Raw genomic sequence first — 21416 nt, forward strand, 5'->3', positions numbered from 1 at the left:
TTATAACTTGCTCGCTCCATCTATAGTTCGTGTTATGCTGATAGACGTTATATAGATGTCTCCTCATTAATCCTAAAATAAAATCTACTTTATCTACTCTACATCATTACTTGGATTACCTCTTTGAATTACCTCTATATCTCATCAACCAGTTGCACAACTCTTCTATTTTCATTTTTAATAACGTACTCTTTCCTCCTGTAGTATGAATCGTCTATAACAATGTGGACGAGATACCTGTTTTTAATTCCCTTCAAAGACTCTAGCTGAATTTTTCATCCCCTAAAAAGTACATACATTGCATATAGCCCCAACTTTCTGAAGCATGGGATCCATGTTAAAGGACATCTTGTGCCGTTGCTAACATTCCAAACTTCTAAACAATTTGAGTTTTTTGTTATGTTAACTTTCAATTCAAGGCGTGTAATACATCCTATTTTAGGAAGGTTGGTTACTTCGAAAATGAGTCAACTGATCAAGCGTATGATGCAATGGAACGATACGGTAGTCCCTTTTCCTGATGTTTGTCTTCATCACCTATTTGAACAGCAGGCTGAACAACACCCCGACCAAGTGGCAGCAATCTGTAGTACAAATCAACTGACTTTTCGTGAGTTAAATGAACGTGCGAATCAGCTTGCACATTATTTGCAAAAATTTGGTGTAGGCCCAGACGTGCCGGTTGCAGTAATGCTGAACCGCTCAGTCGATATGGTCGTTGCCATACTTGCCATTCTCAAGTCAGGGGGAGCGTATGTCCCACTTGATATTGATGCTCCAGCATTACGCATTCAACAAATTTTACAAGAGGCACAAGATCCTTTATGTATCGCACACGCTCATATACTAGATCGTTTTCCTGAGACAGAGGGGAGATTTGTGGTTATGGAGGAGATTGCAGGAGAGCTGCAATCATACCCGACCTATAATCTAGAAACGGAAGTAGCACCTGAACATATGGTTTCGATCTATTATACTTCTGGCTCGACGGGTAGACCGAAAGGTGTGGCAAATACTCACAGGGGTTGGGTCAACAAAATGGTCTCTATTCAGCGAATTTTTGGACTTCAGCCAGGAGAGACCATTTTGCAAAAAGCGACGCTTACCTTTGACGACTCAGCGGTTGAACTGTTTTGGCCGTTGGTGGCAGGAGGGCGTGTCGCGCTCATTGAACCGGGCTTGCATCGTGACCCAGAGGCTATTTTAGATGCGTTGGCTTACTATGAATCTCGCGTCTTGATGATCGTTCCAAGTATGTTAAACCGTCTCCTCGATAGTATGGATGATAAGAGACGAAGCCAGATGTCCAAGCTCCGCTGTACGATGGCTGGAGGGGAATCTTTGAATGGAGACATGGTTAAGCGCTTCTACGAACGAATGCCAGGCCGATTATACAACACATGGGGAGCAACAGAGGTGTCTGTTGACTCAACGATTTATAGTTGTTCGGAAGCTGACTTTGAGGAAGAAGGTGCGGTGTGCATCGGGAAGCCGTTTGATAACAATCGTGTGTATGTTCTCGACGAGCATTTGCACCCGGTAGAAACAGGGGTTCAGGGAGATCTTTATATCGCTGGCATTGGTGTGTCACGAGGATATATAAATGACCCTGAACGTACGGAAAAAGCGTTTATGAATGATCCGTTTATACCGGGTGAACGTATGTATAAAACATTTGATAGAGGATATTTCCGAGAAGATGGCTCCATTAAGTTTCTTGGTCGGAGTGATCTCACTGTGAAGGTACGTGGTATTCGCGTGGAGATAGGTGAGATTGAAGCACGGATTTTAAAATATGAAAAGATCAAGGAAGCCGTAGTGCTGCTTCGTGAAGATGTGCCTGGTATTAAGCGGTTGGTTGCGTACGTGGTTGTTCACGATCAAAAGGAAGTGCAAAAAAATGAACTGCGTACTTATCTTGCAGCACATTTACCGCTGTACATGGTACCGCAAACGATTCTATTTATCGATCAAATGCCGCTTAACCAGAACGATAAGGTAGATCGCAAGGCATTACCAGCGCCGGATAGTTACAGTCGTGACTTGGAGACAGATTATGTGCAGCCCCGCAGTTCCATGGAAGCACATCTTTGCGGAATATTTGCCGATGTCTTGGGGCTAGAGTGCACTGGTGTATTTGATGACTTCTTTGAGCTGGGTGGGGATTCGATTACGGCTACCCAAGTCATGACACGTCTCCGTTCCACAGTGGACTCCAAGCTTGCACTCAAAGTGCTGTTTGAACTGAAAAATGTGGCTAATATAGCATCCTATTTCGAGGAACGAGGCTATCTCATTAAAGATCAGGATATAGAGAATAAGATCATTAAACAAATAAGCCGAGATCAAGACTTACCGCTGTCATATGCCCAGGAGCGCTTATGGTTCATTCAGCAGATGGAAGTTGACAGTCCCGCCTACAACGAACCGATAGCTTATCGAATTCAAGGGAATCTGCATGTTGAAGTATTGGAGAAGGCACTGCGGGAAATCGTGAAGCGACATGAATCGCTCCGTACTTACTTTGAAGTGGTCCATAGCCAACCGGTGCAGCGAGTTTCCCCAGAAGTGAACACGAATCTCCCTGTCGTTGACCTCAGTGAGCTGCCAATGGAAGAACGGGAGACTGTTTTGCAAATGAAAATGACAGAAGAGTCGAACCTCCCTATCGATTTGAACCGTTCGTCCCTAATGAAGCCGTTGCTATTTCGCTTAGCAATGAATGAACATATCCTATTTGTAAATATGCATCACATTATAACGGATGCGTGGTCTGGTGTTGTGTTTGTAGAAGAGCTCGGTATTCTGTACGATGTCATGCTGAAGAAAAAGGAGAACGTGCTCGATGTGCTGCCGTTCCAATATGCGGATTATGCGGTTTGGCAGCGAGAGTGGATGGAACAGTCTGTATGGGCAGAGCAAATACCTTTTTGGAAACAAGAGCTTGCTGGTGAGCTTCCAGTCTTACAATTACCTACAGATTTCCCGAGACAGCCGATCCAAACTTATGCGGGCGACCGATTATATTTTTCATTGAACGCTGAGTTGGCTGCAAAAATAGAGCAGGTGAGCAAGCAGAATGAAGCCTCTGTCTATATGGTGCTTTTGGCGGCTTATAACATTCTGCTTCATCGATATTCTAGACAATCGCATATTTTGGTAGGCTCGCCAATTGCTAATCGGACGATGCCAGGACTCGAGCGAATGATCGGCTTTTTCGTAAATACGATTGTCATTCGCAGCGAATACTTCGGTGAATGGTCATTTGAAGCGTACTTGAAGCAGATCAAGGAGCGCTGCCTTAACGTTTACAACAATCAAGATGTTCCTTTTGATCAACTTGTACGTGAATTGCAGATAGAGCGTAATCTGGCATTTTCACCATTGGCTCAAGTGATGTTCGCCTTCCAAAATAAACTGGAAGAAAGGTTGTCCTTAACTGACTTGCAGGTGGACAAGATTGATGTGAACACGAAGACGTCTCGGTTCGACGTGACCTTGTTTTTGACCGAGACGCAGTCAGGTGAAATAGCAGGTATTTATGAATACAACACTGACCTGTTCAAGCGTGAGACGATTGAGCGTTTACTGGAGAACTTTATTACGATTCTGAACGGAATTGTATCCGTACCTGCAAGGAAAATTGGTGAGCTCCCGCTCGTGTCTGAGCATGAAAAGATTTGCCTGCATCAATGGAATGACACGCAGGTAGAGTTTCCACGGGAGCGGGTGCTTCAGGATTTAATTGAGGAACAAGTACAGAAAACCCCGTATCTGACAGCTGCTGTATTTCGTGATCAGGAGATCAGTTATATAGAACTTGAGAAACGATCCAATCAATTGGCGCATTATTTGATTAAAAATGGTGTAGGCCCAGACTGTGTTGTTGGCATATGCGTTCAACGTTCACTCGATCTGGTAGTCGCCCTTTATGCAGTGCTTAAGGCAGGCGGTGCATTTATGCCACTAGACCCAGAAGCACCTATGATACGGCTTGAACAGATTATTGCAGATGCAAACGCCCCTGTCTGCCTGACCCAACAAGCACTTCGGGAACGGTTGCCGCATGAAGGAGTTACGGTCATCTCCCTTGATACGGAGTGGGATGAGATAGAGCAAGAGTCCTCGGTGAAACCGAGCGTGCAGGTAACACCAGACCATATAGTCTCTGTCTATTACACTTCAGGTTCTACAGGCAAGCCGAAGGGCGTAGTTAATCTGCACGTAGGATGGGTTAATCGTATGTGCTGGATGCAAAATCACTTTCAACTCCAGCCAGGAGAGAGTGTCTTGCAGAAGACGACGCTGACATTTGATGATTCCGCTGTTGAATTCTTCTGGCCTTTAACAGTGGGGGGAAGAATAGCCCTGATCGAGCCGGGTGCACACTTGGATCCGCGGGCTATGATTGATGCGGCTATTCATTATGAAGCGGTTCATATCCAGTTCGTTCCAAGCATGCTCAACTTAATATTGGATGAAATCACTCAAGAAGATCGCGCCCGTCTTCATAAATTGCGCAGTACAATTTCCTCCGGGGAGGCTTTAAGTGCGACGACGGTAGAGCGATTTTTTGAAAAATTGCCAGGCAGCTTGAATAATACATGGGGCGCAACCGAGGTATCCATCGACTCTACCATTCATGTCTGCACAGTAGAGGATACAAGAGAGGACGGGGCAGTCTGTGTCGGGAAACCGATTGATAACAATCGATGCTATGTGTTGGATACGAATTTACAGCCGGTACCGATTGGAGTCATAGGTGAGCTCTATCTCGCTGGAATTGGCTTAGCCAAAGGGTATGCGAACGATCGAGAACGCACGGTTGCTGCATTTGTGGATGACCCTTTCGAACGAGGGGAGCGCATGTACAAGACGGGTGATCTCGGATATCGCCTTCCAAATGGGTCAATTAAATTTATAGGCCGTGTGGATAATCAAGTCAAAATTAGGGGTATGCGGGTCGAGCTGGGTGAAATTGAAGCGGTACTGTTTAAACATGAGAACGTTAAGGAAGTAGTCGTTCTTGTGCAGGAAGATGTACCGGGCGTGAAGCGATTGATTGCGTACGTAGTGGCATTAGATCTTAAACGTGAGCTGAGCAGTGAAGAACTCCGGAAATTGCTTAAAGATACCTTGCCAGATTACATGGTTCCATCATTCGTAATGATTATCGAGACGATGCCGCTTAACGCAAATGGAAAGGTCGATCGTAAACAGCTGCCGCTGCCAGATCGTCTAGAACATTACACGGAAGTGAAGTTTTATGAGCCTGAGGGGCCGCTCGAAGAATCATTGGTTGAAATGTGGAAGGAAATTTTGAAATTAGAAAATGTGGGGGCTGGTGATAACTTCTTCGACCTAGGTGGACACTCTTTGCTCGCCTTTCAGGTTATTTCTCGCATCCGAGAACAATTTACGATTCAACTGCCTGTGCGGTCGTTATTTGAAAGACCGATCCTGCGTGATCTTGCAGCAGAAATCGAGCAGCGTGTTATGGAACTAGTGGAGAGCCTAACAGAAGAAGAGGCATACGACATGTTACTCAACAAGTAACGGGAGGATTCCAAGATGACCGTCAAACCGGAAGGATCACAGACGAAACAAGCATTGTTAGAAAAGATGCTGCGTGGTAGGAAACCTCGACAAACGATTAAGCGCCAGGAACAGCGGGATTGGGCGCCTGCTTCTTTTCAACAACAGCGGCTATGGCTTTTAGAACAGCTGTATCCTGGCAGTTCAGCTTATAACATTCCGTATATCTTTAAAATCCACGGTGAGATAGATACAGCTGTTCTTAAGCAGAGCATCGACGGAATTTACAATCGGCATGATGTACTTCGTGTGCGGTTTGAAATGCAGAATGACATCCTGTGTCAAATCTCGACGCCCGAGCATTCTGCTCCTTTTCAGGAAATTGATCTGCAAGCTGTTCCAGAAGAAGAACGTGAAAAACGAGTTCAAGGTCTATTGATGGAAAAAGCACAGATACCGTTTCATATAGGTGAGGGTGATGCTCCACTTCTCCGCACATTTCTATTTCGGATAGATAGCGGGACGAGCATTCTCTTGATCAGTATGCATCATATCGTGTCAGACGGATGGTCAGCTAGTGTACTGTTTCGTGAGCTAACGGCATTTATCAATGCGTTGTCACAAGGAATGGTGCCTGAACTGAAAGAGTTGCCCATTCAGTACAGCGACTACGCCATTTGGCAAAAACAACAAGTTCAAGAAGATCACCAATTTGCACAGTCTATGGAACATTGGAAAGCCCATTTGAGTGGCGAACTTCCATTTCTACAGCTGCCGACTGATCGAAAAAGGCCGCCTGTTCAAAGATTTAAAGGGCAGGAAGTGTATTTTCAACTCGATCCGAAGCTGAGCAATGAGATTATAGAGTTGTGCCGCCGGGAGAACGTATCTCTTTACATGTTCCTCCTCACCGTGTTCAATACGCTGCTATTCCGTTATTCTGCGCAAGAAGACATCCTCATCGGCTCTCCAATAGCAAATCGAAATGTAGTGGAGACAGAAGCCTTAATTGGTTTCTTTGTTAATACAATTGTGATGCGCACGGATCTATCTGGGCAGCCCACTTTTTTGGAACTTTTACAGCGTGTGAAGCAAGTTGCCCTAGACAACTTTATGCATCAGTCTGTCCCTTTTGAAAAGTTGATAGAGGCAATTAACCCGGAGCGAACACTCAGCCATTCACCCTTGTTTCAAGTGATGTTTACGCTCCAGAACACACCAGAGGAACAGGTTACTCTTGATGGGCTGCGGGTCGAGCAATTAGAAATTGATCTTCAATCTACGAAGTTTGATCTCATGCTTGGCATGCAGGAAGGGGCACAGGGATTGTCTGGTACCTTTACCTACAGCTGCGATCTGTTTGATCTCACAACAATAGAACGGATGAGCGGACACTTTCAAACGCTAGTTCGGGGAATTGTTTCTAATTCCAACCAGCCACTGACGGAAATCCCTCTGCTTACAGATGAAGAGCAACATCAACTGCTGATAGAGTGGAACCAGTCGCAGCTGGAGTATCCGAGCGAGGTATCTCTGTATCGCTTGTTTGAAGAACAGGCCTTGCGTACGCCGCATGCTACGGCCGTGGAGTTTGAAGGTTTGCTGCTCACTTACCAGCAATTGAAGGAACGGGCTAGTTATTGGACTAACCATTTGCAGAAGCTCGGGGCTAAGTCGGGTGAAAGCGTTGGCCTGTGCATGGAACGATCATTGGATATGGTCGTTGCTTTGCTGGCCATTATGAGGACGGGAGCCGCTTATGTTCCATTGGATCCTTCCCTGCCCATCAATCGCATCCAATACATGATGGAGAATGCAGGGGTATCTTTGCTCCTGAGTACCTCTAACTTCAAGGATGACTTGGCAAATCTTTCGGCTCGTATCGTGTGTATCGATCAAGAGGTAATAATTACGGATGGTTATTCGGGTGTGGAAGCGGTAGAGATTATACCGAGCAATCATCCATTATATGTGATTTACACTTCGGGATCGACAGGGAAGCCAAAAGGCGTCGTTGTCACCCATCAAAATGTCGTCAATCGTTTGCAGTGGATGAAAGAAGCCTACTGCGTGTCGGATAGCGATTGTGTGCTTCAAAAAGCTTCGATTGGTTTTGACGTTTCCGTTTGGGAGATTTTCTTGCCGCTGATTTCGGGAGCGAGACTAGTCCTATCACATTCTGAGAAATATCGTGATCCTGCTTATCTCATCAATGAAATTGGCCGAACTGGAGTTACGATGATTCATTTCATTCCATCTATGCTGCGTCTTTTCTTGGATCATCCGGAGGTGCAGCAATGCAATAGTCTGCGTGTGGTCAGCACAGGGGGCGAATCTCTGCCTTATGAGTTACAGCAGCGCTTTTTCGAGGTCTTTGATGCGGAACTGCATAACCGTTATGGTCCTACGGAGATTACGATCAATGCCACACATTGGCGGTGTGACCCCAACTCCTCTCTTCAAATCGTTCCGATTGGCCGTCCTTTAGGAAATACAAGCCTATATGTGCTAGATGCACAGCAGCATCCGGTTCCTATCGGGGTGCCTGGTGAGCTGTATATCGGGGGTGACAGTGTTGCATTGGCCTACAAAGGGCAAGAGAAGATAACGCAGGAGAAATTTATGCTAAATCCTTACACTACTGACGGGAGCCGAATGTACCGATCAGGGGATATGGTGCGTTGGTTGAACAACGGCAGTCTGGAGTTTCTAGGCAGGATGGATGATCAGGTTAAAATCTCTGGCTATCGTATTGAACTTGGAGAAATCAACGCATTGCTAACAGAACATCCAGATGTTCTTGAAAACTATGTGGATACATTCATCAATGTGCAAGGCACACCACAATTGATCGTCTATGTCGTATGGCGGGAGTCTGGAGGCTCAACGTATGCTGAACTGAGACGCTATCTCGAAACAAAACTGCCGAATTATATGGTGCCTGCTCATTATGTGACGTTGAACTCAATCCCTGTTACTCAAAATGGAAAAGTGGATCGCATATTGCTGTCATCAATGAAACCAGATGAACCGTGCCGAGAACAACAGGTACTTCCGCGTAACTCTCTTGAAGAAACGATATCCGTTATTTGGTGTGAACTGTTGGGTCTCCAGCAAATAGATGTATTCGATACGTTCTTTGATTTGGGAGGGCATTCTTTATTGGCGATGCAAACAATAACACGCATTCGTCAACAGTTGGACTGTCAAATTCCGCTTCGTGTTTTGTTTGAAAAGCCAACCATTGCAGCCATTGCTGAATACATCCATGCAAATGCAATGGATCAAAGTGTGCAGATATCAGCAGAGGGAATTGGAGTAGCTGATCGAAGATCAGCATTACCTTTATCTTTTGGTCAGCAGCGGTTGTGGTTTCTCGAACAGTTAGATCCAGGAAATGCGTCATATCTTATTCCGTCATTTTATCGTCTGAACGGTCAATTGGATATTCAGGCGTTGGAGCAAAGCATACACCATGTTGTGATGCGGCACGAAACCTTGCGAACAGTGTTTCAGGTCTTTGATGTTGAACCGGTCCAAGTCATTTTACCGACCATCGATTGGAAACTTCCAATTGAAGTGTTAAGCGCTCGCGAAAAAGTGCCAGGAAAGGAATCGGTTCTTGAACGTATGCGTCAAGATGCCGCTCAGCCATTTGGACTAACTGAAGGTCCTTTATTCCGTGTGAAGCTCTATCGTACGGGTGAACAAGAGTATTATTTATTGCTTGTCTTGCACCATATCATCTCAGATGGTTGGTCCCAACCGATATTGATTAAGGAGCTTTCGGCACATTACGAGTCATTGATTCGAGGCAACACAGCTGTGCTTCCACCTCTTCCGATTCAGTATGCGGACTTTGCAGCATGGCAGCGGAATTGGCTGCAAGAAGACGTGCTGCAACAAAATATGCACTATTGGAAGCAGCAATTTACTGGAGAAGTACCCGTCTTGCAGCTGCCAATAGACAAGCCGCGTCAAACCGTACAGCAGAATAATGGTGCTTATTATCGCTTTGAACTATCGAATCAATTGTCTCGTGCGCTGAAAGGGTTGAGTCGTGAACAGGGTGCTACCTTGTTTATGACCCTATTGGCCGCTTTTAAAACGCTCCTGCATCGTTATTCAGGTCAAGAAGACATTGTTGTGGGAACGCCTGTTGCCAATCGAAACAGTGCTGAAATAGAAGGGTTAATCGGATTTTTTGTAAATACGATAGCTTTGCGTACAGATATGTCTGGCAACCCTAGTTTCTTGGAATTGTTGAACCGGGTCCGTAATACTTCGCTTGGCGCATTTGCTCATCAGGATCTTCCGTTTGAGCAATTGGTAAAGGAATTACAAGTAGAACGAGACATGAGCCGGACACCCATTTTCCAATCGATGTTTGTCATGCAAAATGCTGTGGAGAAACTAAAACTCTCCGGTCTGAAAATTGAAGAGCAAGATGTAGATACAGGAGAAGCTGAATTTGAACTGACATTAATCGCTGAAGAAACAGAACAAGGTCTCCTGTTTGATTTTAGTTTCGACACCGATTTGTTTGAGAAGTCTACTATTGTTCGCATGGCAGCACATTTTGAATTGCTGCTGCAAGGAATTATTGATCATCCTGCTACGAACATTGGTCAGTTGCCGTTATTGAGCGATGATGAGCGCCAAATGATCACGGTGGCTTGGAACGACACGGCCAAATCATATCCGATTCAATTTACCATTCAACAGCAATTTGAACAATTAGTGGAACGTATACCAGACAGATTAGCACTGGAATGCAGTGATGAGCAGATGACCTATGGTGAGCTGAATCAAAAGGCGAATCAGTTAGCTCACACGCTTCGGAACGGAGGGATACGTGCCGATTCAATCGTTGCCATTATGGCTAAGCCATCGCTTGAAATGATCATTGGGGTGCTCGCGATTCTCAAAGCAGGCGGAGCTTACTTGCCGATTGATCCGGCCACGCCGGCAGAGAGGGTCTCCGTATTGTTACGAGATAGTGGAACGAGGTGGCTCCTCACTCATCTCGATCAAATTCCTGAACTTTCATTTACAGGGAGCCTATTGAGTCTAGCCGATTCAGAACTATACGCGAGTGATCGTTCCAACTTGCCATTAATCAATGGTCCGGAACATCTCTGTGTAGTGTTGTACACCTCAGGGACGACTGGTACACCGAAAGGAGTCATGATTGAACATCGGCATGTCGTCAGTTATACAAACATGTTCATTGATCATTTCCATATGAGTCCGATCGATCGGGTACTGCAACAGGCTAGTCTTGCCTTTGACAACTCTATTGAAGAGATCCTGATTGCTTTACTTTCAGGAGCCAGTTTATTTGTCATCAACAAATTTGAGTTTTTGGATATGCAGCATATTACGGAATGGCTTCGAAAGAAAGAAATTACGGTTATCTCTACGACCGCTTTGATGGTAAATGAATTAAGCCAGCATTTGCGTGATCATAAGCTGCGCCTAATTATCTCAGGCGGTGACGCCTTGAAGAGCAGCTATATATCTAATTTGGCAAATGTTCAAGTCTACAATACTTACGGTCCAACGGAGACGACGATATGTTCAACAGCTTATCTTTGTCTTGGTGTGGAAGGGGAAATGGTGCCGATTGGGACCCCGTTCAACAATGAGCAAGTATGGGTACTGGACCGTTATAGGAATGTTGTGCCTATTGGTGTAGTAGGTGAATTATTTATTTCTGGGGCGGGGGTAACTCGTGGTTACTTGAACCGTCCAGATCTGACGGCTGAGAAGTTTGTAGAACATCCTTTTCTGCCCGATACGAAGATGTACCGTACAGGTGATCTCGTGCGCTGGTTAGCGGACGGTAACCTAGAATTTATTGGTCGTGAGGATCAACAAGTTAAACTTCGCGGCCTCCGCGTAGAGCTGGGTGAAATTGAATCAATCTTAATGATGAATGATAGTGTGAAGGAAGCTCTTGTTATGGTGAGAGAAGAGCAGAAGCTAGGTAAGTATCTCGTTGCTTATATGGTCTTGGAGAATGGAAATAGAGAAGAGAATGGACTTCGTGAGTATTTAATGGAGCGTGTGCCTTCCTATATGATTCCAGCAGCTTTTGTTATTTTGGACAAAATTCCGCTCAATCAGAATGGGAAAGTAGATCGGAAGGTACTACCGATTCCTTTGCAGATTACTGAAGACAGGGAATTAATTTCACCTCGTACGGATATGGAAAAAAGGATCGCAGAGGTTTGGTCCCAAGTGCTAGGGCGTGAAGAGATAGGAATCGTGGATAACTTCTTCCAGTTAGGTGGTCATTCCCTATTACTCACACAAGTAACGCTGCGGTTACGGAGCGTTCTGCAGGTTGAAATACCAGTACGCCTACTCTTTGAAGCACCAACTATTATTGAACTTGCTAAGAGGATCGAGCTATTAACGGAGGAGAAGCCTACCGTAACTACTCCCTTACTGAAGCGAGTGCAACGGACTAAGAAAATATTTTGATCACGTAAGGAGGAGTAACACTATGAAACTTAAAGGCCTATGGAGGCACCCTGATTTTATGAAATTATGGGCTGGTCAAACGATCTCCATGTTTGGAGCGCAAGTGACGACATTGGCACTTCCGCTTGTCGCTGCGATCACGTTAGAGGTGTCCGCTTTTCAAATGGGGCTTCTCACTGCAATTGGCTATCTTCCCTATATTTTATTTAGCTTGTTTGTTGGAGTATGGGTAGATCAGTTTCGTCGACGCCCTATGATGATTATCACGGATTTAATTAGGGGCTTGGCGCTTCTAGTTCTTCCTATTGCAGCTTGGCAAGGGTTTATGACCTTTGAGTTGCTTTGTGCGGTTTCGTTTATTGTGGGGACAGCATCTGTTTTTTTTGATATCGCTTATATGTCCTACCTACCTGGACTCGTCAAAACCGAGGAGTTGGTAGAAGGGAACAGCAAGCTTGAATTTAGCAATTCCGCTTCTCAAATTACAGGGCAAACGATAGGAGGCGGAATGATTCAGCTGCTCACACCACCTATTGCTCTGCTGTTAGATGGGATAAGCTTTTTTGTTTCGGCTATCACATTGGCAGTTATTAGAAAAAAGGAAAATAAACCTGAAAATCCTGAGCCGAAGCAAGATGTAGTTGGCAACATTAAAGATGGATTAGCGTTTGTGTTTAAAAATCCAATTCTTGCTCGTATTACGATCTCTACTGGTCTGTTTAACTTGTTTGGCCTAACAATGGAATCTATTTATATCTTACATGTGACACGCGATTTGGATTTATCTCCGCTTATGCTGGGACTCATATTTTCCATGGGTGGAGTAGGGGCGCTATTGGGAGCAGCCATTGCACAAAAGGTTGTAAAACGGATAGCACTGGGAAACACGCTCTTCTTAATGTTAACGACTGCTGGTTTATTCTACTTCCTCGTTCTTATTTCTGACCTACTTCCCTACGCAGCTATGGTAGTTGTTCTTATGTTGGTTCAATTCGTAGATGCTGCGACGATCGTAATCTACAACATTAACCAACGTTCGCTGCGTGCAGCAATTACTCCTGATCATATGCAGGGCAGAATGAATGCCTCTTTACGCTTTATCATTTTTGGCTCGATTCCAATCGGAGCTTTACTAGGAGGCGTAATTGGCAGTGCATTTGGCACTAAGATTACGATTGCTTTTGGAGCAGCTGGTATGGTAATCGCAGGTTTGTTACTTCTCATATCACCGGTTGCGAAGTTAAAAGAAATACCGAAGCAAGTGGAAGAAGCGTCTGTATAGCAGCATTTCAAATTTGAGGAGGAGATATTTGTATGGAATATCAAGCTCAATTCGATGGAATCGTTCAGGAGCATTTGAACCAATTGCCCGCTGATGCAATACAGCAGATGCAAGATTCGTTTACGGAAAACGATGTCATTATTTTGGATTGCCTACTCCCAGAAGAGCTTCGCTTAGAAATGGAAAAGGAAGCAATGCAGATTCTATCCGAACATGGGAAACGAAGAGATCTTGTGATCAAGGAAACGGGTAATACTCCCCGACATTTTAATAGTGTCGGACGAGAATCCATCGCGCAACATGGCAAATTGATTCCTGCATTTTTCTCCTCTCAACCTATTCAATATTTCTTGTCGTCACTAAACAATGGGAAGACAGTCCTCCCAGTCCCTTATCAACCAGAGGAATTTATTATTAATAGTCAACAGGCTACTGGCGATACACATGGATGGCATTGGGATGATTATACGTTTGCGCTAATTTGGATGGTGGAGGCACCTGGACCTAATGATGGGGCACTGATCGAGTATATACCGAAGACGGAATGGGATCGGGAGAATGCGGAGACATGTGTCCAGCAGATTCTTGATACAAATGAAGTGAAAAGCTTATATGTGCCGCAAGGATGCTGCTATTTTATGAAAGCCAACACAACTCTGCATAGAGTCAGTGCGCTAAAAAATGATTCCCGACGTACGGTCATTGTGTACACTTACGCCTCAAATGAGGATCTGCAAAAAGAAATCTCTCATGAGACGATGGAGCAGATTTGGGCAGAAGAGATTGTTGTCGTTCCTGCAAAATAACCTTGAATAGCAAGGCAGCAGAATCGAGTGAAGGGGAGAGACCCATGTCCATGAAGATCAGTGGCGATACACATGTGGGTAGTTATGAAGAGGAGGGAAGCTATGTTTTTCCTGCCTCTGATACGCAGAAACGACTATGGTATTTAGATGAACTAATTCCGAATAATCCAGCGTATCACCTCTCATTTCCGATGCGGGTGCACGGCAGATTACAAGTATCCGCATTCGTGGATAGCCTCAATGAACTTGTTCGCCGCCATGAGTCTTTTCGAACCCGATTTTTGTATAACGAAGGGGAGCTCGTACAAGTAGTTGCACCTATTTATACGTTGGAAGTGTCTATTGCTGTAGAAGAGGGATTGTCGGAGCAGGCAAGAATAGACCGAGCATTTGAAGTAGCGAGGGAAGAGGCGCGGCAGCCCTTTCATCTTTCACAAGGCCCGCTTTTGCGGGCATCTATAGTGAAATTCAGCGACGAGGATTATGTTTTGTTGCTGACCATCCACCACATTATTATCGATGGCTGGTCAGTTGGTGTTATGCTCCAGGAACTTGAGGAAATGTATCAAGCGTTCTGTGAAGGGAACCCCGTTCAACTACCCGATCTGGAGCTGCAATATGGTGACTACTCGGTTTGGCAGCAGGAATGGCTGCAGTCTGAGGCATTCACAGTACAGATGAACTACTGGCGCAATCGCCTGAAAGGTCATCATCCCGTGTTGGAGCTGCCACAGGATCATGTGTCTCAAGCGATGCACAGTGGTCGTGGAGGAAGCTATGAATTCCCCATACCCCATGTTGTGAGCACGGAATTGGCAGCAATCGGACAAGTAGCAAATGCAACCCACTTTATGGTGTACTTAGCTGCGTTTCAAGTCTTTCTGTATCGCTACAGCGGTCAAGATGATTTCTGCATCGGCACTTTGAACGCTAATCGTAATCAAGCTGGCCTAGAAGGAGTTATCGGGTGTTTCGTGAACACGCTAGTGCATCGGGCACAGATCAAGCGTGGCCACAGCTTCCGTGAAATTGCAGCGCAGGTTGCGGCGGAATGTTTGGAGATGTTTTCAAATGCCGAAATGCCCTTTGATAAAATTGTTGAAGAGATAGGTGATAAGAGAAACTTTCGTCACTCACCTTTATTTCAGGTGCTGTTTGAGTACTTAAATGAAGGAAGTAGTGAAGATGAATTATCATTGCCGAATCTCTCATTTCGATCTATTAACATACCGGGGGAAACAGCGAAGTTCGATTTGTCGCTCTATATTCGTAATCAAGGCGGAGCATTTTCCGGTAAGTTAGAATACAATGCCGATCTGTTCCAACTTGAGACGATTGAAAGAATGGCAGGTCACTTTGTTCGAATGTTAGAGGGCATTGTAAGTGAGCCGGATCGTCCGATTGAACAAGTATCGCTGTTAACGAAGAGCGAGTGTCAGGCATTCACGATGGATGACCAAGAAATACGGAACGATCAAGAGCGTGAGTGTATTCATAAACGATTCGAACAGCAGGCGGAACGTACACCAGATGCAATTGCTGTAGAATCGGATGAAGGAGTCTACACCTATCGTGAATTGAATGAGCAGGCAAACCGTTTAGCTCATTATTTACGGCAGCAAGGGGTACACACAGAATCGTTGGTCGCGCTTTGTTTGGACCGATCATTTGAGATGATTGTGACTATTCTCGGTGTACTTAAAGCAGGTGCTGCTTATGTACCCATTGACCCAGCTGCACCAGCCGATCGAGTTCAATTCATCTTGGAAGATGCCGACGCAGCTTTCATGCTTGTATGGAATGTCGAGCTGCCGCATTTACCTAGCAGGTCAGAAATTATTAATCTCAAACAGATTTTTCCGCAGCTAGCTGACTATCCAGCCAATAATCTGTCGATTGACGTCGAGCCATCCAACTTGGCTTATGTCATTTACACTTCAGGCTCTACGGGTAAACCTAAAGGTGTGCTCATTGAACATGCTAATGTGCATCGGTTATTTACGAAAACGGAGCATTGGTTTGCGTTTGGTGAACAAGATGTTTGGACGTTGTTTCATTCCTATGCATTTGATTTTTCTGTCTGGGAGATCTGGGGGGCTTTATTCTACGGTGGACGTCTCATCGTTGTACCTTACTGGGTGAGCCGCTCGCCAGAGTCCTTTTATCAGCTGCTTGTTGAGCGCAAAGTCACGGTATTAAATCAGACTCCATCGAGTTTTCGTCAGCTTATTCAAGTCGATAAACGTATGGATGCAGAATTGAGCTTGCGTTATGTCATTTTTGGTGGTGAGGCGCTTGATTTCCGCGTTCTTCGATCATGGATTGAGCGAAGAGGGGCTAAACAACCGGAATTAATTAATATGTACGGAATTACGGAAACTACGGTTCACGTCACGTATCGGGCCATCCATGAACATGATGTACTGGGGGAGTCGGGAAGTTACATCGGCAGTCCAATTCCGGATCTGAATGTTTACATATTGGATGATCAACTGCAGCCAGTTCCACTCGGTGTATATGGCGAAATGTATGTAGCTGGAGCAGGGTTGTCGCGGGGTTATCTCAACCGTCCAGAATTGACGTCGGAACGCTTCATCGCAAATCCCTATAGCAAAGGTTTACGCCAGAAGCTTTATAAGACAGGTGATGTGGCACGTCGATTAGCAAGTGGTGAGTTGGAATATCGCGGGCGTGCTGATACGCAGGTTAAAATACGCGGTTTTAGAATTGAACTTGGAGAGATCGAGTCTGTCTTGCTTCAACATCCGCAAGTTGCTGAGGCAGTCGTAGCCGTAAAGTCCTTCCATGGTGACAGCCAAGGGCTGGTAGGTTATGTGGTACTGGGCTCACCTGGAGATGAGCTAAGAACGGATGACATCCGCAGTTTCTTAGCACAGCAACTTCCTGATTACATGGTGGTAGCCCAGGTCTTGGCCATCGACCGTATTCCACTTACGATCAATGGAAAAGTTGATGTACGTGCGCTGCCGGAGCCAAATGTTGAACGGGAAGGATTATCACATCGTTACGTGGAGCCTGCAACCGAAGAGGAAGTGCTCTTGGCAGATATCTGGTCGCAAGTGCTGCAGGTGGAGAGCATTGGTGTGACAGACCATTATTTCGAATTAGGTGGAGACTCCATTCGCAGCTTGCAGATTCTATATCAAGCTCGTGAGGCTGGGCTGAACTTCAGCATGCAGGATTTGTTTAAATATCCGACGATTCGAGGCTTGATCCATACACTCAAGCCAAACGTAATGGAGCAAAAAGAAGAAAGTGATTGGCTGTTGGAAGATGAAAGAGCAGGGTTGCCGGATTGGATTGAAGATGTGTATCCGATGTCACAGTCACAAATCGGCATGCTTTATCACAGTAAACTTCAGTCAGATACACGGACATATCATAATGTGCATACCTTCAAGATAAGAGCGCCTTATAGCGAGTCCGCATGGATATATGCGGTGAAAGCTTTGATTGACCGACATCCTATTCTACGAACTTCCTTCGAACTAGTCCGCTTCCACACACCTATGCAACTTGTATATCGGAATATCGATTTGCCGCTTTCTTTTCACGACATTAGCCAATACAGCAGCGAGGAAAAAGAAGCACAGCTTGAGGCGTTTATTCTGAGCGAGCGTAATAACCATTTCGATTGGGCGAAAGCTCCGTTGATCCGATTTAGTGTGCATCGGTTGGACGACGATAGGTTTCAGCTTGGGATTACAGAGCACCATGCGATTTTGGATGGTTGGAGTGTCGCTACGATGCAGGTCGAACTGTTCAACCTTTATTTGCATCATAGTGGCTTGTCACAGATGTTGCTGCAAGATTCTCCCGTTGTTACGTACAAAGATTTTATTCATTTGGAGTACGCAGCGATTCGATCTTCTGAAAGTCGGGAGTTCTGGAAGCGACAGCTTGATGGTATCACGATGAATAAACTTCCGAACTTGCCATCTTGGTCCAAAGCTCATGGGTCAGATATGAGTTCAGAGAGCATTGCGATTCCTGCTGTCTTATCCAAAAAACTGTTGGAACTAGCGCATAGATTACAGGTGCCTATCAAGAGTGTACTGCTAGCGGCGCACTTACGTATAATCTGCCTGCTCTGCAATCAGGTGGATATAACGACGGGTGTTGTATTTAACGGCAGGCCCGAACAGAGGGATAGTGAACGTGTGCTGGGGATGTTTCTTAATACCTTGCCGTTTCGTCTACAATTGCAATCCCATTCTTGGAGTCAACTCATTTATGACGTGTTTGAGCTTGAGCAGGATATGTTGGCACACCGCCATTATCCATTAGCGCAAATTCAACAGGATCAGAGCGGGTTGGAGTTGTTTGAGACCTTTTTTAACTTTACGAACTTCCATGTGCTTCGAGAGCTGGAAGAGGTTACTCATATGGAGCTTCTTGATGAGAGATCGTATGCGGAAACGAGCTTCGCTTTTGGCGTAGAGTTTGGCGTAGATCCTGTGGTTTCTGACGTTCGGCTTGATTTGAGATGGGATCGTGTTCGGTTCTCTGACGAGCAGATAGAACGTATCGGCGGTTATTTCTTAACTGTGTTATGCAAAATGACAGACGACACGGATAGTGGATACATGGGGCTTCATCTTTTGTCGGAGGCGGAACAACAGTTCATGCATGTTTGGAACGAGACGGAACGAGCATATCCAGTCCATTGCCTTCATGAGCAGTTGGAGGCGCAAGTTCGCAGTACGCCAGAATCGATTGCCCTGCACTTTGAGGGGGTGGAGTGGAGCTATTATGATTTGAACGTGAAGGCAAATCAGATAGCTAACGCACTCAGAGAGCAGAACATTGGTGCTGAGGCACGAATAGGAATTTTGTTTGAACGATCACTAGAGCTAGTAGCATCCTTATACGGAACGTTAAAAGCAGGCGGCGCATACGTGCCAATAGATCCGGAATTTCCTGAAGAGCGATTGGAATATCTGATCATGGACTCTGGAATTGAGATATTGCTCGTACAGCGTAAGTGGAAGAGCATTGTGCCTCCGAGCAACACAGTAGTGCTGATAGTGGAAGATATTTTGAACGAAGCCGGGAATAAGGAGTTTGTCTGTGATGGTTATGACCCTGACAAGTTAGCGTATGTGCTGTACACGTCTGGTTCCACCGGCAATCCGAAAGGCGTCATGATTACACACCGCAGCATCTCTAATCGTATTCAATGGATGCAGGAGGAGTATCGGTTAACAGCTGACGATAGTGTGATGCAAAAAACCCCTTACAGCTTTGATGTATCCGTTTGGGAATTTTTTTGGCCGCTGCTTATAGGAGCTAAGCTTGTCATTGCTCGTGCCGGCGGACATAAAGAGCCACAATATTTGGCTGGACTGATTGCAGAACAACAGATAACTACTCTTCACTTTGTTCCTTCGATGTTGAGCTTGTTTATGGAACAAGCCTCTCCTGAAAAATGTCAAAGTCTTCGACGGGTATTTTGCAGTGGGGAGTCCTTACCTTTCCAAGTGCAGCAACAATTTCTCTATCGTTTTGACGCGAAACTGTACAATTTGTACGGTCCTACGGAAGCAACAGTCGATGTTACGCATTGGGAGTGTCACAAGGAAAGTCCGTGGGAAGTGGTTCCAATAGGTCGCCCTGTCGCAAACACCCAAACGTATATTCTCGATGACCATTTGCAAATGGTCCCGATAGGTACGCCTGGTGAATTATATATTGGCGGTGTGCAGGTAGGGCGCGGTTATCTCAATCGTGAGGAACTGACACGTGAGCGCTTCATCCAGGATCCATTCCGAATGGGAGGGAATCTTTACAAAACAGGCGATATGGCGCGTTTTTTACCGGATGGGAATATAGAGTATTTAGGTCGTAACGACGATCAGGTGAAGATTTTCGGGGTGCGAATTGAGCTAGGAGAAATTGAGCGGGTATTAGCAGGACAGGATGATGTTCGTGAAGCTGTCGTTGTGGCGCTTAAAAACCCTAATGGAGAACCAACGCTTGTCGCTTATGTGGTTGCAGATGAGAGGGACGAAAAGGCGATTATGCAGCAAGCGAAAATTAAGTTGCCACTCTATATGGTACCGAGACTAGTATTTCTAGATTCCGTCCCAGTCAACCATAACGGGAAAGCAGACCGCAAAGCCCTTATCGCTTTGGGAACAGGACAGACGGATAAGAACGAACGTGCGTTGATTGCGCCTCGTAATGAGTTAGAAGCTGCATTGTTAGAAATCTGGGAACAAGTCCTGGGGCATACGTCTATTAGTACGCAGGATCACTTTTTCCAGATTGGGGGCCATTCGATTGCCGCGGTTCGCCTCATGTCACGCATCACGAAACATTTTAACCTTGAACTTCCACTTTCTGTACTCTTCGAACATGCTACTATTCAAGATCTTGCCTTGCTCATTCGACAGGAAAAAGACTTACCTGGGACAAGCTCAACGCTTATCAACTTCACGCCTCAGTCAAGCGGCTTGCCGATGTTCTTTGTCGTACATCCGATTGGCGGTAATTCCATCTGCTACGCAAGGTTGGCGGAGGAATTAGGGCAAACGTTCCATGTCTATGGGCTGCAGTCACTTGGATTGGACGGTAACCATAAGCCTCAAACGAAAGTGGAAGAGATGGCGAACTCGTATATTCAAGCCATTCGCACCATTCAACCGCAAGGGCCGTACTATCTTGGCGGATGGTCTTTCGGTGGTGTGATCGCCTATGAGATCGTACGCCAGCTACAAACAGCGGGTGAAGAAATCGCCTTGCTCGCGATGTATGACAGCTTCGCTCCAATCGACATCCATCGCAGTAACGATGACGATAAGGAGCCGCTGTTGTACCGTTTTATTGAAGATATTGTAGGAACGATCGGTAATGAAATATCCGTTCATCAAAGGGAAACCATTCATAGTTATGAGGATATGGATCAACTTTTACCTTTGTTGCAGGGATGGCATTGTATACCGCAGGATCTTGATCATCACAGGATGGGACGGTTGTACCAGGTGTTTGTAGCAAATGTGCAGGCTGAACGAGCATATATACCACAAGGCGTTCTACAAGTGCCTACTTTGCTCATTACTGCTAATGAAGGGGAAATGTTGCCTGGGGATGATCTGACCTTGGGATGGCAGCACTTGATTCAAGCGCCGATTTGGAACTCGAGCATCCTCTGTAGTCACTATTCGATGTTGATGCAACCGCATGTCACAGTTCTCGCAAACGAAATGAGGTTAGCATTTACCGAGCAGTTCAATTCGCAGCGATCCTTTGTAGATTATCAACTTTGAATGATGAGTGGGAGG

General features: G+C 45.5%; 5 protein-coding genes. All 5 read left to right on the forward strand.

Going from position 1 to position 21416, the window contains the following annotated elements:
- The first annotated feature begins 462 nt into the window (after positions 1-462).
- Genes NQ117_RS14680 through NQ117_RS14700 form a run of 5 tightly spaced genes read left to right on the forward strand, consistent with a single transcriptional unit; the run spans position 463 to position 21401 of the window.
- Entirely contained in the window at positions 463-5556 is a 5094-nt protein-coding gene (locus NQ117_RS14680) for a non-ribosomal peptide synthetase (protein WP_258278776.1), read from the forward strand.
- A gap of 15 nt (positions 5557-5571) precedes the next feature.
- Positions 5572-12024, forward strand: coding sequence for a non-ribosomal peptide synthetase (locus NQ117_RS14685; protein ID WP_258278777.1), 6453 nt, complete (start codon positions 5572-5574; stop codon positions 12022-12024).
- A gap of 22 nt (positions 12025-12046) precedes the next feature.
- Complete coding sequence (locus tag NQ117_RS14690; RefSeq protein ID WP_258278778.1) at positions 12047-13306, forward strand: MFS transporter; 1260 nt, start codon at positions 12047-12049, stop codon at positions 13304-13306.
- A gap of 32 nt (positions 13307-13338) precedes the next feature.
- On the forward strand, positions 13339-14112 hold the full coding sequence (locus NQ117_RS14695; protein WP_258278779.1) for a HalD/BesD family halogenase: 774 nt from the start codon (positions 13339-13341) through the stop codon (positions 14110-14112).
- 44 nt (positions 14113-14156) lie between these two features.
- A complete protein-coding gene (locus tag NQ117_RS14700; RefSeq protein ID WP_258278780.1) occupies positions 14157-21401 on the forward strand; it encodes an amino acid adenylation domain-containing protein in 7245 nt (2414 codons plus the stop codon).
- Positions 21402-21416: the final 15 nt, after the last annotated feature.

The organism is Paenibacillus sp. SC116 (assembly GCF_024733555.1).
Taxonomy (GTDB): Bacteria; Bacillota; Bacilli; order Paenibacillales; family Paenibacillaceae; genus Paenibacillus_B.

What these genes read in the sequence shown, in the direction of transcription:
- NQ117_RS14680 (WP_258278776.1), top strand. Translation starts at nt 463, where the DNA reads ATGAGTCAACTGATCAAGCGTATGATGCAATGGAACGATACGGTAGTC.
- NQ117_RS14685 (WP_258278777.1), top strand. Translation starts at nt 5,572, where the DNA reads ATGACCGTCAAACCGGAAGGATCACAGACGAAACAAGCATTGTTAGAA.
- NQ117_RS14690 (WP_258278778.1), top strand. Translation starts at nt 12,047, where the DNA reads ATGAAACTTAAAGGCCTATGGAGGCACCCTGATTTTATGAAATTATGG.
- NQ117_RS14695 (WP_258278779.1), top strand. Translation starts at nt 13,339, where the DNA reads ATGGAATATCAAGCTCAATTCGATGGAATCGTTCAGGAGCATTTGAAC.
- NQ117_RS14700 (WP_258278780.1), top strand. Translation starts at nt 14,157, where the DNA reads ATGTCCATGAAGATCAGTGGCGATACACATGTGGGTAGTTATGAAGAG.